The sequence below is a fragment of the Streptococcus cristatus ATCC 51100 genome, from assembly GCF_000222765.1.
In the GTDB taxonomy this organism is placed as follows: Bacteria; Bacillota; Bacilli; order Lactobacillales; family Streptococcaceae; genus Streptococcus; species Streptococcus cristatus.
Genome location: NZ_AFUE01000007.1, coordinates 143178 through 158123, shown reverse-complemented (window position 1 = coordinate 158123; position 14946 = coordinate 143178). Strand labels below are relative to the sequence as shown.

The 14946-nt window shown below is 43.4% G+C and carries 16 protein-coding genes; 14 read left to right on the top strand and 2 right to left on the bottom strand.

The window, feature by feature from the left end; translation table 11 throughout:
• Positions 1–2: 2 nt before the first annotated feature.
• The 14 genes from HMPREF9960_RS06285 (at position 3) to HMPREF9960_RS06225 (ending at position 12415) form a co-directional block, all read left to right on the top strand.
• A complete protein-coding gene (locus HMPREF9960_RS06285; protein WP_005591748.1) occupies positions 3–1667 on the top strand; it encodes a DAK2 domain-containing protein in 1665 nt (554 codons plus the stop codon).
• A gap of 263 nt (positions 1668–1930) precedes the next feature.
• Positions 1931–2527, top strand: coding sequence for an SP0191 family lipoprotein (locus HMPREF9960_RS06280; protein ID WP_005591749.1), 597 nt, complete (start codon positions 1931–1933; stop codon positions 2525–2527).
• 147 nt (positions 2528–2674) lie between these two features.
• Positions 2675–2851: a hypothetical protein gene (locus tag HMPREF9960_RS10665; RefSeq protein WP_005592309.1), complete on the top strand. Its 177-nt coding sequence runs from the start codon at positions 2675–2677 to the stop codon at positions 2849–2851.
• A gap of 2 nt (positions 2852–2853) precedes the next feature.
• Positions 2854–3048, top strand: coding sequence for a hypothetical protein (locus HMPREF9960_RS06275; RefSeq protein ID WP_005591751.1), 195 nt, complete (start codon positions 2854–2856; stop codon positions 3046–3048).
• Complete coding sequence (locus tag HMPREF9960_RS06270; protein WP_005591752.1) at positions 3035–3910, top strand: ABC transporter ATP-binding protein; 876 nt, start codon at positions 3035–3037, stop codon at positions 3908–3910. Before HMPREF9960_RS06275 ends, HMPREF9960_RS06270 begins: the two co-directional genes overlap by 14 nt.
• A 12-nt stretch (positions 3911–3922) precedes the next feature.
• Complete coding sequence (locus HMPREF9960_RS06265; RefSeq protein WP_005591753.1) at positions 3923–4657, top strand: ABC transporter permease; 735 nt, start codon at positions 3923–3925, stop codon at positions 4655–4657.
• A gap of 4 nt (positions 4658–4661) precedes the next feature.
• On the top strand, positions 4662–5768 hold the full coding sequence (locus HMPREF9960_RS06260) for a sensor histidine kinase (RefSeq protein WP_005592311.1): 1107 nt from the start codon (positions 4662–4664) through the stop codon (positions 5766–5768).
• Entirely contained in the window at positions 5765–6364 is a 600-nt protein-coding gene (locus HMPREF9960_RS06255) for a response regulator transcription factor (RefSeq protein WP_005591755.1), read from the top strand. The genes HMPREF9960_RS06260 and HMPREF9960_RS06255 overlap by 4 nt, the downstream gene beginning before the upstream one ends.
• A gap of 161 nt (positions 6365–6525) precedes the next feature.
• Entirely contained in the window at positions 6526–8226 is a 1701-nt protein-coding gene (locus HMPREF9960_RS06250; protein WP_005591756.1) for an acetolactate synthase large subunit, read from the top strand.
• On the top strand, positions 8219–8695 hold the full coding sequence (ilvN, locus tag HMPREF9960_RS06245; protein ID WP_005591757.1) for an acetolactate synthase small subunit: 477 nt from the start codon (positions 8219–8221) through the stop codon (positions 8693–8695). Before HMPREF9960_RS06250 ends, ilvN begins: the two co-directional genes overlap by 8 nt.
• Positions 8696–8759: 64 nt before the next feature.
• Positions 8760–9782, top strand: coding sequence for a ketol-acid reductoisomerase (gene ilvC / locus HMPREF9960_RS06240; RefSeq protein ID WP_005591758.1), 1023 nt, complete (start codon positions 8760–8762; stop codon positions 9780–9782).
• 66 nt (positions 9783–9848) lie between these two features.
• The gene (gene ilvA, locus HMPREF9960_RS06235; protein WP_037586260.1) at positions 9849–11099 is read left to right on the top strand and encodes a threonine ammonia-lyase IlvA; all 1251 of its coding nucleotides are present in this window, start codon (positions 9849–9851) and stop codon (positions 11097–11099) included.
• Positions 11100–11192: 93 nt separating this feature from the next.
• Positions 11193–12089 carry an SPFH domain-containing protein gene (locus HMPREF9960_RS06230; protein ID WP_005591760.1) on the top strand — a complete coding sequence of 299 codons (897 nt, stop codon included), beginning with the start codon at positions 11193–11195 and terminating at the stop codon, positions 12087–12089.
• 110 nt (positions 12090–12199) lie between these two features.
• Positions 12200–12415, top strand: coding sequence for a capsule biosynthesis transcriptional regulator (locus HMPREF9960_RS06225; protein WP_001130035.1), 216 nt, complete (start codon positions 12200–12202; stop codon positions 12413–12415).
• A 93-nt stretch (positions 12416–12508) separates the two neighbouring features.
• Here HMPREF9960_RS06225 and HMPREF9960_RS06220 read toward each other — a convergent pair whose 3' ends face one another.
• Both HMPREF9960_RS06220 and HMPREF9960_RS06215 read right to left on the bottom strand, forming a co-directional pair.
• Entirely contained in the window at positions 12509–13249 is a 741-nt protein-coding gene (locus tag HMPREF9960_RS06220; protein WP_005591761.1) for an amino acid ABC transporter ATP-binding protein, read from the bottom strand.
• Positions 13246–14811 carry an ABC transporter substrate-binding protein/permease gene (locus tag HMPREF9960_RS06215; RefSeq protein ID WP_005592314.1) on the bottom strand — a complete coding sequence of 522 codons (1566 nt, stop codon included), beginning with the start codon at positions 14809–14811 and terminating at the stop codon, positions 13246–13248. The genes HMPREF9960_RS06220 and HMPREF9960_RS06215 overlap by 4 nt, the downstream gene beginning before the upstream one ends.
• Positions 14812–14946: the final 135 nt, after the last annotated feature.

Genomic DNA, 14946 nt, shown 5'->3' with positions numbered 1-14946 from the left:
TCGTGTCAAATATTACTACTAGTTTATTTCAAGAAATGGTGCAGGCGGCATCAACTCGTTTAAATAAACAGGCTGAATATGTCAATTCTTTAAATGTTTTCCCAGTTCCAGATGGTGACACAGGAACCAATATGGGCATGACCATTGAAAATGGTGCCAAAGAAGTAGCTGATAAGTCAGCTTCAACAGTTGGTGAAGTGGCCGCTATCTTTGCCAAGGGCCTCTTGATGGGTGCGCGTGGGAACTCTGGTGTTATTACGTCTCAGCTCTTCCGTGGTTTTTCACAAAGCGTAAAAGGCAAAGATGAGCTTGATGGACAAGCTTTGGCCCTTGCCTTCCAGTCTGGTGTAGAAGTGGCCTATAAGGCTGTTATGAAGCCAGTTGAGGGAACGATTTTGACCGTTTCCCGCGGTGCGGCTATCGGTGCTAAAAAGAAAGCTGAAGCGACAAATGATGCTGTCGAAGTTATGAAAGCGGCTCTTGAAGGAGCAAAGACTGCCCTTGCTAAAACGCCAGATATGTTACCAGTTCTCAAGGAAGTTGGTGTTGTGGACTCTGGTGGTCAAGGTTTGGTCTTTATCTATGAAGGTTTCCTTTCTGCCCTGACTGGCGAATATATCGCATCAGAAGATTTCCAAGCGACTCCAGCTACGATGAGCCAGATGATCAATGCTGAACACCACAAATCTGTAGCAGGCCATGTGGCGACAGAAGACATAACTTTTGGTTATTGTACAGAAATCATGGTGGCTTTGAAGCAAGGACCAACCTATGTCAAGGACTTTGACTACGATGAATTCCGTAATTATTTGAATGAGCTTGGAGATTCCTTGCTGGTAGTTAATGATGATGAAATCGTGAAAGTGCACGTCCATACAGAAGATCCAGGTCTGGTTATGCAAGAAGGACTGAAGTATGGTAGCCTTGTCAAGGTAAAGGTGGACAACATGCGCAACCAGCACGAAGCCCAGCTTGAGAAGGAAGAAAAAGCTACCAAGCCAGCTGAAGAAAAAGAATACGCTATTATCGCCGTAGTAGCTGGTGACGGTCTTGCTGAAATCTTCAAGGCTCAGGGTGTGGACTATATCATTTCTGGCGGTCAGACTATGAACCCTTCTACAGAGGACTTTATCAAGGCTGTTGACCAGGTGAATGCGCGCAATATCATTTTCCTACCTAACAATAAAAATATCTTCATGGCGGCCCAATCTGCAGCAGAAGTGCTTGAGCAACCAACGACAGTGATTGAAACACGCACGCTTCCTCAAGGTTTGACAAGTCTTTTGGCCTTTGATAGTGGAAAAACCATCGAAGAGAACCATGAGCGAATGACAGCTGCCTTGAGCGACGTGGTCAGCGGTAGCATTACTACTGCAGTTCGTGATACGACCATTGATGGCCTCGAAATCCATGAAAATGATAACTTGGGTATGGTTGATGGCAAAATCCTTGTGTCAAATCCAGATATGTTAACAACTCTGAAGGCAACCTTTGCGAAGATGTTGGATGAAGACAGTGAGATTGTTTCCATCTATATCGGTGAAGATGGTGACGAGGAATTAGCAAATGGCTTGGCTCAAGATCTGATGGAAGAATATGAAGATCTAGAAGTTGAGATCCACCAAGGAAATCAGCCAGTTTATCCATATATTTTCAGTGTAGAATAATTTATTTGGGAGTGGGACAGAAATCGGTAATTCGTTAGAATTCGATTTCGTCGTCCCACCTCCGCACAGTTGAGTAGGGCTGTAAAAGCTGATGAAATCAGCGTAGTAGAGCCCACTCAACCACTGCGTCTTTGCTCGACAATCCAAAGACAATTGAGAGGCTAGGACTTTTGCCCCAGCCTCTTTAATTTTTTTATATGTAAGATTTAGACAAGATAGTGGCATTATGGTATACTGGAAAAAATAAAAAGAAAAGGTGTACTATGAAAAAGTTATTTATTCTTGTTATTTCTGCTTCTGTGTTATTGACAGGTTGCGTATTTCCAAAATCTGGCAAGCATCGTCCGAAAGTTCCAGCTGAATCAAAAGTTGCTAAAACAAGTTCTAGCTCGAGCTCAAGCTCAAGTGACTCCTCTACGAGTGCTTCTTCTGAAAGTACAGCTATTGTTTCTAAGACCTTGGTCGGAGACCTCAAAGGCATCCATCATCGTGATACGGTGACCTATCGAGGAGATAAACTCTTGAAACTTCGAATGGAGCTGTTGAGTAATTTGCCAGAAGAAGCCAGTGGTGCTGCAGCTACTATGAGCCCAGAGGAAATGACAGCTATCATTCGAGAAGGAATGGAATCAGAACCAAACTATGTGGAAGCTAAGAATATGGAGGGAGTGACGATTGAATACTCCGTAACAGCTGATAAGAAATTACAGGCCATAGTTGATCTGGATTTTGAGAAAATGGATGTAGCGAAAGCAGCAAGCCTATCTTTCTTTAAAGACTTGGGACTTAATGACATAAAAGACACCTCTCCTTCAATGTTTATTTTAGGTATGAAATTAGGCGGATTGAAAGAAGAATAAGAGTGTATAAAGGCGAGTCATCTCGTCTTTTTTTGCTGCCTAGAAACCATGACATTTGTCATATAGTCTAGTGACAAAATCATCTAGTCGGAAGAGGCAGGAAGGTCTATAATACAAGTAAGAAATGAAGAAATCAGGAGTAGTTGCATGAAAATATGGTTGATAAAAGTAGCAGTCTTGAGTCTTGTTGGGATGATATTTTATCAGTTGGCGAGAATTAGCGGAGCAGCTCTTTACCGCTTTCCTTGGGAGATTTTTGCTAGCTTGGGGCTGGCTAGCTACGTCCTAAAGGAAGTGGCTAAGTTAAGCAAGAGGAGAAAGTAGAAATGAAAAAGTACTTGTCCATCTTATTCATTGGAGTTGCAATGGATGTATGGTGTTTTCAGATGATACCGGGTTTTCTGTTAGAATTTCTACCCCAGCAATTTTATATAGGAGTAGGGGGAGTGATTCTAGTTGTCTTTGTCATCTGGCCGCTCATCTATGATTTTATTAAGGAGGAAGATCATGAAATTGATTGAAGTGAAAAAGCTATCTAAAAGCATTCGGGGGAAAGAGATTTTGCGCCACATTTCCTTTGACATTGAAGAAGGGGATTGTGTGGCTTTGATTGGCCCCAACGGAGCTGGCAAAACAACTCTGATGGACTGTCTCCTAGGCGATAAATTCCTGACTTCTGGCCAAGCGCTGGTTCAAGGCTTAAAGCCAACGGATAATCGTTTGAAAGAGATGGTTGCCATTTTACCTCAGGAAAATACAGTGGTGGGGGATTTGAAAGTCAAGGAACTCCTCTCTTTCTTTCGATCTATCTATCCTAATAGCCTGTCTGAAGAGGAAATCAATGTCTTGTTGGGCTTTTCTGACAAGCAGAAGAACCAGCTAGCTTCCAAGCTCTCTGGTGGTCAAAAACGCCTCTTCTCCTTTATTTTAGCCTTGATTGGCCGTCCAAAGATTCTTTTCTTAGATGAACCGACTTCGGCTATGGACACTTCGACGCGCCAGCACTTCTGGGAAATTGTGGATCAGCTCAAGAAGCAAGGTGTGACCATTGTCTATTCTTCCCACTATATTGAAGAAGTGGAGCATACGGCTGACCGTATTTTGGTGCTTCATAAGGGAGAACTCATCCGCGATACCACGCCTTATGCCATGCGCAAGGAAGAGCAGGAAAAACACTTCACACTGCCTCTTTCCTATAAAGAAGTTGTGGAAAAGATAGCTGGTGTGACAGAGATTGAAATCAAGCAAAAGGCCTTATCCTTTGCGACCAAGGACGCCAGTCAGGTCTGGCAAATTCTGCAGGAGCATGGCTGTACGATTGAAGAAATCGAAGTCCGCAATCGCACCCTGCTGGATAGTATTTTTGAGACGACACAAGAGTAAAGGAGCAGCATTATGAAAAATATGGTTAGTTTAATGAAAATGGAGTTGATTTTGATGAAGCGGCAGGCGGCTTACTACCTGCTCTCTATCGGGCTACCCAGCGTATTCTATCTGATCTTTTCAGGAATGATGTCAGGTTCTGATGTACCGACGCTTGTGCTCCAGACCTATCTCTTTTCTATGACCGTTTTTAGTATCATGTCCAGTGCTTTTTTCAGTATTCCCAGTACCTTGCAGTCGGATAAGACCAATAACTGGCAAAAATTGATTCAGCATTCGCCCGTTTCTATGGTAGAATATTATATATCCAAGCTTTTCAGTACTTTGCTGACCTTTCTGCTTTCCATCATCGTAGTCTTCTCTGTTGGACATTTCGTTCGTGGAGTCAATATGCCCATGATGGACTGGCTCGTGATTGCCCTAATTCTTTTGGTTGGCAGTATGGTCTTTATCGCCATGGGCGTCTTGGTTAGTCTCCTGCCCAGTGCCCAGCTCATGTCTGTTGTGGGCAATATCGTTTATATGGCTTTAGCAGTCTTGGGCGGGCTTTGGTTTCCGCTAACTATGTTTCCAGACTGGTTGCAATCTATCGGCAAGCTAACTCCGAGTTACCAGCTCATGCAGGTGGTTTCTGCCTATTTGGAACACCATGACTGGAATGTCTCTGCCATGCTAATCGTCCTAGCCTACACCATTTTCTTCAGCATTTTGGTCCTTCAGCTCAAAAAACGGATTGAGGTTAAATAATTCTATGTGGGAAAAGTTCAAAAACATACATCATATGTTTCATATTTCTCTGGTCTTTATCATCTTTCCAATAGCGGGTGTCATCAGCGGTGAATACCCGCTTTTGACTTTGCTTTGGACAGCATTGTTTATAGTGGCTTACTATACCATCCTCACAGAGAAAAAGCCTTTCTATCAGGCTCTGTCCTGGTGGGTCATGCTTGCCTACATTTTTTATACTTCCATTTGGCTGAATGGGGGATTTGTGTGGTATATTTTTTATTTATCAAATCTTCTAATTTATCATTATAAGGAAATTTCCTTTACATCTTGGCGCTTCTGGAGTTTCTTAGCTATCCAACCGGCTATTTTGTTTGGGGTTTCTATTCAAAATCAAATAAGTATAGGTGATTTGATTCTTTTCTCAACGACCTTTCTCTTTTCGGATTTCTTGACCCTGGGTCTGCATCGTATCCAAGTTGCTGAACAGCTCAAGGAAGAAAAAAGCAAGCAGAATGCCCAGCTTAATCTTTTCCTAGCGGAAAATGAGCGCAATCGAATCGGACGGGATTTACATGATAGTTTGGGCCATACCTTTGCCATGCTCAGCGTCAAGACAGAGCTGGCCCAGCAATTCCTGCAAATGAAGGCCTACGAGCAGGCGGAGAAAGAGATGGAGGAAGTGCGGCGGATCAGTAAGCAGGCCATGGCAGATGTTCGACGGATTGTAGACACTCTCAAGACGCGGACGCTGGATGAAGAATTAGCAACAATCCGAACCATGCTGGAGATGAGCGATATTGACTTGGAGCTTCATAATCAGCTCAATGTAGCCAGTATCCCTACGGAAATGCAGTTTACCATTAGTATGATTTTGTTGGAATTAGCAACCAATATTATCAAGCATGCGGAGGCCAAGAAATCCAGGATTGATTTGTATAGTCAGGATCGAGATTTAATCTTGGAAGTTGAAGATGACGGCCGAGGCTTTAGGCAAGTGACGGGCCAAGACTTGCATTCGGTACGTGAGCGCTTGGAGGGGCTTGACGGTAGCGTGGAGGTCATCAGCAATCACAAGCCAACCATTATTCGCGTGCACTTGCGATATAGGATTAGAGGAGACGAGCGATGAAGATATTATTAGCAGAAGATCAGAGTATGCTGCGGGATGCCCTTAGCCAGCTCTTGCAATTGCAGCCGGATGTTGCTAGTGTTTCTCAAGCGGCAGATGGTCGTGAAGCTATTGAGCTACTTAAGACCAATCCAGTCGATGTGGCTATCTTGGATGTAGAGATGCCCTATCAGACAGGGCTGGATGTTCTAGAATGGGTGAAAGAGCATCAGCCAGCTGTCAAGGTCATCATTGTGACGACTTTTAAGCGGCCAGGCTATTTTGAGCGAGCGGTTAAGGCGGATGTTGATGCCTATGTGCTCAAGGAGCGCAGCATTGCGGATCTGATGAAGACCATCCATACTGTCTTGGCTGGACAAAAAGAATACTCACCTGAACTCATGGAAGTGCTGATGACTCATAAAAATCCCCTCTCTCATCAGGAGCTTCTAGTCTTAGAAGCAGCAGCAACTGGGCTTTCTAATAAAGAAATTGCTGAAAAACTCTATTTATCAAATGGAACTATTCGCAACTATATGTCGACCATCCTGACCAAGCTAGCAGCAGACAATCGTACGGAAGCTGTCCGAATTGCTCAAGAACAAGGATGGATATAAAATAATTATCTCGCTACATTCGGATTTAGCGGGATTTTCTTATCTTTTTCAATCAGAATGAAAAAAAACATCCGCGATACTTGCAATTTTTTTCAAAAATGTTATCATAGTAGAAAGCTTTTTGAATTTTTAGAAAATTGTAAATAAATGAAAGGGGAAATATGGAAAGAATCCAATTAGAAACTCCTAAGTCCGGCTCGCAGCTGGTCTTGGAAACCTTGAAAAATCTTGGTGTTGATACTATTTTTGGCTATCCTGGTGGTGCAGTCTTGCCCCTCTATGATGCTATTTATAGCTTTAAAGGTATCCGCCATATTCTTGGTCGCCATGAGCAGGGGTGTGTTCATGAAGCAGAAGGCTACGCTAAGTCTACTGGGAAAATTGGTGTGGCCGTTGTAACCAGTGGTCCGGGGGCAACCAATGCCATTACTGGGATCGCCGACGCGATGAGTGACAGTGTTCCCCTTTTGGTTTTTACTGGGCAGGTAGCGACGCCAGGCATTGGTAAGGATGCCTTTCAAGAAGCCGACATTGTCGGTATTACTACTCCCATCACTAAGTACAATTATCAGGTACGGGAGACGGCAGACATACCAAGAATCATTACGGAGGCTATTCATATTGCGACCACAGGTCGTCCAGGGCCAGTCGTTATTGATTTGCCAAAGGATGTCTCAGCTCTGGATACGGACTTTATCTATGACACTCAGTTGCATCTGCCAAGCTATCAACCAACAATTGAGCCTAATGAATTACAGATTAAGAAGATTCTTAAACAGCTTTCCAAGGCTAAAAAACCTGTTCTTCTTTCTGGTGGTGGTATTAGCTATGCAGGGGCAGCAGCGGAGATGGTTGCTTTTGCAGAGCGGTATCAGATTCCAGTAGTGACCTCGTTGTTGGGGCAGGGAACGATTGCGACAGATCATCCTTTGTTCTTGGGTATGGGTGGCATGCATGGTTCTTTCGCGGCTAATATTGCGATGACGGAAGCAGACTTCATGATTAGCATTGGATGTCGTTTTGATGACCGCCTGACTGGTAATCCTAAGACCTTTGCTAAAAGTGCTAAGGTGGCCCACATTGATATCGATCCAGCAGAAATTGGCAAGATCATCAGCGTGGATATTCCTATTGTAGGAGATGCCAAGAAAGCTTTGCAAATGTTGCTTGAAGAAGAGCAAGTGCACAACAATACCAGCAAGTGGATAGAAAAGGTGACACGAGACAAGGAGCGGGTGCGCTCCTATGATAAGAAGGAACGAGTTGTCCAACCTCAGGCTGTTATTGAGCGCGTGGGGGAGTTGACCAAGGGCGATGCCATTGTGGTAACGGACGTCGGCCAGCACCAGATGTGGACAGCCCAGTATTATCCTTATCGAAACGAACGTCAGTTAGTTACGTCTGGTGGTCTTGGAACCATGGGCTTTGGTGTTCCAGCAGCGATTGGGGCTAAGATTGCCAATCCAGATAAGGAAGTAGTTCTCTTCGTTGGAGACGGTGGCTACCAGATGACCAATCAAGAGATGGCCATCCTTAATATCTACAAGATTCCGATTAAGGTTATCATGCTCAATAATCATTCGTTGGGGATGGTTCGTCAGTGGCAGGAAGCCTTCTATGATGGTCGTACCTCCGAGTCAGTCTTTGACAGTTTGCCAGATTTTCAGCTGATGGCTCAGGCTTATGGTGTCAAATCCTATAAATTTGATAATCCAGAGACCATTGCTCAAGATTTGGAAGTCCTGAAAGACGACATACCGATGTTTATCGAGGTAGATATTTCCCGCAAGGAGCACGTGCTTCCAATGGTGCCGGCTGGCAAGAGCAATCATGAGATGTTGGGGGTGAAGTTCCATGCGTAGAATGTTGACAGCTAAACTCCAAAATCGTTCAGGTGTTCTGAACCGCTTCACTGGTGTGCTTTCCAGACGTCAGGTCAATATCGAGAGTATCTCTGTCGGTGCGACCGAGGATGAAAATGTCTCTCGGATTACCATTATCATTGATGTAAATTCCCTCAATGAAGTGGAGCAGATTATCAAGCAGCTCAATCGCCAAATTGATGTGATTCGAGTGCGAGATATTACAGATCATCCTCATCTAGAGCGAGAAGTTATTTTGATCAAGGTATCGGCACCTGTTGCAAAGCGTGCAGAAATCTTGGCCATTATCCAGCCTTTCCGGGCAACGGTAGTCGATGTGGCGCCAAGCTCAATCACTATCCAGATGACGGGCGATGCAGAAAAGAGCGAAGCGCTCTTACGAGTCATCCGTCCTTACGGCATTCGAAATATCGCACGGACTGGGGCAACTGGCTTTACCCGTGATTAAACGAAACCTTTAATTTGTTAAACCAGCCTAAGAGGCAATAAAAATAGAAAAGAGAGTAAACATTATGGCAGTAACAATGGAATACGAAAAAGATGTAAAAGTAGCAGCACTTGACGGTAAAAAGATCGCCGTTATCGGTTATGGTTCACAAGGTCATGCTCATGCACAAAACTTGCGTGATACAGGTCATGATGTGATTATCGGTGTTCGTCCTGGTAAGTCATTTGACAAGGCTAAAGAAGATGGCTTTGATACATACACAGTAGCAGAAGCTGCTAAATTGGCTGATGTTATCATGATTTTGGCTCCAGATGAAATCCAACAAGAACTTTACGAAACAGAAATCGCTCCTAACTTGGAAGCTGGAAATGCCGTTGGATTTGCTCATGGTTTCAATATCCACTTCGAATTTATCAAAGTGCCTGCAGATGTAGATGTCTTCATGTGTGCACCAAAAGGTCCTGGTCACTTGGTTCGTCGTACTTTTGAAGAAGGCTTCGGTGTTCCAGCTCTTTACGCGGTATATCAAGATGCAACTGGAAATGCCAAAGACATCGCGATGGACTGGTGTAAAGGTGTTGGTGCAGCTCGTGTTGGTTTGCTTGAAACAACTTATAAAGAAGAAACTGAAGAAGATTTGTTTGGTGAACAGGCTGTACTTTGTGGTGGTTTGACTGCCCTGATCGAAGCAGGTTTTGAAGTCTTGACAGAAGCAGGCTACGCACCAGAATTAGCTTACTTTGAAGTGCTGCACGAAATGAAACTGATTGTGGACTTGATCTATGAAGGTGGATTCAAGAAAATGCGTCAATCTATTTCAAACACTGCTGAATATGGTGACTATGTATCAGGTCCACGTGTGATTACTGAGCAAGTCAAAGAAAACATGAAAGCAGTTCTTGCAGATATCCAAAATGGTAAATTTGCAAATGACTTTGTAAATGACTATAAAGCTGGACGTCCAAAACTCACTGCTTACCGTGAACAAGCAGCTAACCTTGAAATTGAAAAAGTCGGTGCGGAATTGCGTAAAGCAATGCCATTCGTTGGTAAAAACGACGACGATGCCTTCAAGATCTACAACTAAGATTGTGTGGAAAACTCAGCTGGAATCCCAGCTGAGTTTGTTTACCTCATTTGGAAAGGAAAAGGAATGTTAACAGCAAAAGATATCGTCCGTGCTCATAAGGTGTTAAAAGATGTTGTTGTCAATACACCGCTTGATTATGATCATTACTTGTCAGAGAAGTACGGGGCAAAAATTTATCTTAAAAAGGAAAATGCCCAACGTGTTCGTTCTTTCAAAATCCGTGGTGCTTATTATGCTATTTCTCAGTTGAGCAAGGAAGAGCGAGAACGTGGGGTTGTCTGCGCTTCTGCGGGAAACCACGCTCAGGGTGTTGCATACACTTGTAATGAAATGAAAATCCCAGCGACTATTTTTATGCCTATCACAACTCCTCAACAAAAAATTGGACAGGTTCGTTTCTTTGGTGGCGATTTTGTTACGATTAAGCTAGTAGGAGATACTTTTGATGCTTCTGCTCGGGCGGCTATGGAATTCACTCGGATGGAAAATCGGACTTTCATCGATCCTTTTGATGATGCTCATGTCCAAGCAGGTCAGGGAACGGTTGCTTATGAAATCCTAGAAGATACAGCTCGGGAGTCCATCGATTTAGACTTGGTCTTGGTACCAGTAGGAGGCGGTGGTCTCATCGCAGGAGTATCCACTTACATCAAGGAAAGCCAGCCACAAATTGAAGTGATCGGGGTAGAGGCCAATGGAGCCCGCAGTATGAGAGCAGCTTTTGAAGCAGGCGGTCCTGTAAAACTCAATGAAATTGACAAATTTGCGGACGGTATCGCAGTCCAAAAGGTAGGGGCCTCTACTTATGAAGCAACGAAGAAGAATGTAGAAACACTTATCGGGGTTGATGAAGGCTTGATTTCAGAAACCTTGATTGATCTTTATTCTAAACAGGGAATCATCGCAGAGCCTGCTGGTGCAGCTAGCGTGGCGGCCTTGGAAGTGTTGCGAGAATATATCAAAGGAAAAACTGTCTGCTGTATCATTTCGGGAGGAAATAATGATATTAACCGTATGCCTGAAATGGAAGAGCGTGCCCTCATTTATGATGGCATCAAGCATTATTTTGTAGTAAATTTCCCGCAGCGGCCTGGTGCCTTACGTGAATTTGTAAATGATATTTTAGGGCCAAATGATGACATCACTCGATTTGAATACATCAAGCGAGCCAGCAAAGGAACCGGACCAGTCCTGATTGGGATTGCTCTGGCCAATAAACATGACTATGCAGGCCTGATCAATCGAATCGAACATTTTGATCCTTCCTTCATCAATCTAAACGGAAATGAAACGCTTTATAATATGTTAGTCTGATCCTAAAAATATTTTAGCAAAATCCCACTTTTTAATTGCAAGTGAGTGAGGACTGTGCTAGAATATACTATATTAAATTAAGGAGATGCGCTTATGTTACTGAATTTCTTTTTCTTCTTTCTCATTTTTCTTCTTCTTTGTGGTCTATTGGCATTTAGCTCGCTTTATGTCGTGCGCCAGCAATCTGTTGCCATCATTGAGCGTTTTGGTCGTTACCACAAGACTAGTACAAGTGGGATGAATGTCCGTTTGCCTTTGGGAATTGACAAAATCGCCGCTCGTGTTCAGTTGCGTTTGCTACAAAGCGACATTATTGTTGAGACCAAGACTCAGGATAATGTCTTTGTGACCATGAATGTGGCGACCCAGTATCGGGTAAATGAACACAATGTCACAGATGCTTACTATAAACTCATGCGGCCAGAAGCGCAGATCAAGTCTTATATCGAAGATGCTCTGCGTTCCTCTGTTCCTAAGCTAACCTTGGACGAGCTCTTTGAAAAGAAAGATGAGATCGCCCTAGAAGTCCAAAAACAGGTAGCTGAAGAAATGTCGACTTATGGCTACATCATTGTCAAGACCTTGATTACCAAGGTTGAGCCAGATGCAGAAGTTAAACAGTCTATGAACGAAATCAACGCGGCTCAACGCAAGCGCGTGGCAGCTCAGGAATTGGCAGAAGCAGATAAGATTAAAATTGTAACTGCTGCAGAAGCCGAGGCTGAGAAAGACCGTCTTCATGGGGTCGGTATAGCAGAGCAGCGGAAAGCAATCGTAGACGGCTTAGCAGACTCAATTAAGGAGCTTAAAGGCGCCAATGTTGAGTTGACAGAAGAACAAATTATGTCCATCCTCTTGACTAACCAGTATCTAGATACCTTGAATAATTTTGCAGATAAGCAAGGAAATAACACGATCTTCCTTCCAGCAAATCCTGATGGAGTGGAGAGTATTCGCACCCAGATCCTTTCAGCCCTCAAAGCTAAATAAATATAGAATATTCAGAATTATTTAATTTGTTTGTTTTGGTTTTTCTAAGTTGACAAACTGTATAAAAACCATTATATTAGTATTCGAAATAAGTTAGAGAGGAGTAAGAAATGGCTAAATCAAATTTTGAAAAAGTAGAGTCAGTCGTTGGATGGGTTCGTGACAAAAAAATTACAGGTTACCGTATTAGTAAAGAAACAAACGCGCGTGAAATGTCAATTATTGCTCTTGCTCAAGGACGTGCAAAAGTAAAGAATATTTCTTTTGAAACAGCTCTTGGCTTGATTGATTTCTACGATAAGAATCATGAAAAGTTTGAAGACTAATCTTCGGAAAGTGGGGAAACCCGCTTTTTTATTTTGCGAATAAAAAAACAAGGCGGATGTATCTTTTTCCGTCTTGTTTGTTTGCTTGATTGTTTATTTCAAGAAGCGATGTAGGAATTCCTTGGTTCGTTCTTCTTTAGGATTGGTAAAGAATTCTTGTGGAGTGCCTTCTTCTGCGATGACGCCCTTATCCATAAAGATGACACGGCTGGAAACATCGCGGGCAAATTCCATTTCGTGGGTCACGACAATCATAGTCAGACCTTCTTTAGCCAATTCTTTCATGATTTTCAGGACTTCGCCAACCATTTCTGGGTCAAGAGCTGAAGTTGGTTCATCGAAAAGGATGGCATCAGGATTCATGGAAAGCGCACGTGCAATGGCAACCCGCTGCTTTTGTCCACCTGAGAGTTGTTTAGGCTTGGCTTGCCAGTAGAGCTCTCCCATGCCCACCTTTTCCAGATTTTCTTTGGCAATCTTTTCTGCTTCAGCACGCTCTCTTTTGAGCACGGTTGTCTGAGCTACGATGGTGTTTTCCAGCACATTGAGATTTTCAAAAAGATTGAAACTTTGGAATACCATGCCTAATTTTTCGCGGTAGTGAGTCAGGTCGTAGTTTTCGTCCAAGACATTTTTTCCGCGGTAGAGAATTTCGCCAGCAGTAGGTGTTTCTAGGAGGTTGATGGAGCGGAGAAAGGTTGATTTTCCGCTACCTGAACTTCCGATAATGGAGATAACCTCGCCCTTGTGGACAGTCAGAGAAATGTCTTTCAAGACTTGATTCTCTCCATAGGATTTTTTGAGATTTTTAATTTCTAAAATTGTTTCGGTCATTGTTTCAATTCTCCCGTCTGCATTTGGTTGGCACCTGTTGTGTAATGATCTGTGTCAAATTTCTGCTCGATGAAACGTAGGATTCGAGTGACGGTAAAGGTCAAGACAAAGTAAATAACTGCGATAATAGTGAAGGTTTGGAAATACTGATAAGTCTGAGTAGCAATAGTATTTCCTGAGAAGTAGAGCTCCACCACGGAGATAACATTGAGGACAGATGTATCCTTGATATTGATGACAAATTCATTCCCCGTCGCAGGCAGAATATTGCGGACCACCTGTGGGAGGACGACTTTGCGCATGGTTTGGCCATGGGTCATTCCGAGCGCAGTAGCCGCTTCGAATTGTCCTTTATCAACGGCAAAGATACCACCGCGGACAATTTCACTCATGTAAGCGCCAGTATTGATAGAAACGATGAAGATGGCTGCAGCTGTCCGGTCAATCGAAATGCCAAAAGCCTGAGCTGTTCCATAGTAGATAACCATGGATTGTACAATCATAGGTGTACCACGGAAGATTTCAATGTAAACATTGAGGAACCAACCGAATAGTTTTTGCAGGAAGGCTAGAGCCTTATTTTTTGAAATGGGCGCTGTCCGATAGACCCCAATCAACAAGCCAATAAAGAGGCCAGCGATTGTCCCTGTAATGGAAATGAGCAAGGTCAAACCAGCTCCGCGTAAGAATTGTGGCCAATTTTCCTTCCAAATCTTAAAAACTTTATTGAAGAATGTGTCTTCAGCATCGTCGGTGTCAGTATCTACAGGCTGATTCTTAATCATTTGATCCATCAGCTGGACTTGGTCATCCGTTGAGAGTTTAGCGATAGCTGCATTAGCTTGCTCGATTCGACTGTCGTCTTTACGCATACCGACGGCGATGGAAGCATCCTCTTCGCCAACCTCAAAGCCCTCTTTGAATTGAATCATCTTGAACTTAGAGTTGGCAGCTTCAGCTGTCAGAGCTTCGGGACGTTCAGAGATGTAACCGTCAATAACACCAGATTCTAGAGCTTGGCGCATTTGGGCGAAATCTCCCATAGCTGTTTCTTGCTTAGCTCCAGGCAACTGAGAAATCAGATTGTAAAGATAGACACCTTGCTGAGAGGTGATTTTAGCATCTTTGAAGTCTTTGAGGGTCTTGGCATTGGCGTAGTTGCCGTCTTTTCGAACCAGCATAACAGGCTCACTAGTATAGTAGCTGTTAGAAAAGGCGATTTCTTTTTTCCGTTCGGCAGTTGGGCTCATACCAGCGATAATCATATCGATTTTACCAGAGGTCAAGGCTGGAATCAGTCCGTTCCAAGAAGTTTTCACAACTAGAGGTTCCTTGCCCATTTCCTGAGCAATCTTCTTGGCAACTTGGACATCGTAGCCATTGGCATACTGATTTGTTCCTTCGATTTTAACAGCACCATTTGAATCATCATCTTGGGTCCAGTTGAAAGGGGCATAGGCCGCTTCCATCCCAATTCTAAGATAATCATCCGCCTGAGCTACGGTAAGGGTTCCCAGACAGACGAGGAGGGCTGTCAATAAGGTTAAAATGAATTTTTTCATATTCTCTCCTAGTCCTTCTAAAATAGTTCTTTCTATTCTACCGAAAAATATCCGACTTTTCAATCCTGGTAAGCCCTTACTTGAGAAAAATGCTATAATAGGATAAAGATTTAGAAAAGGACTTTGGTTTATGAA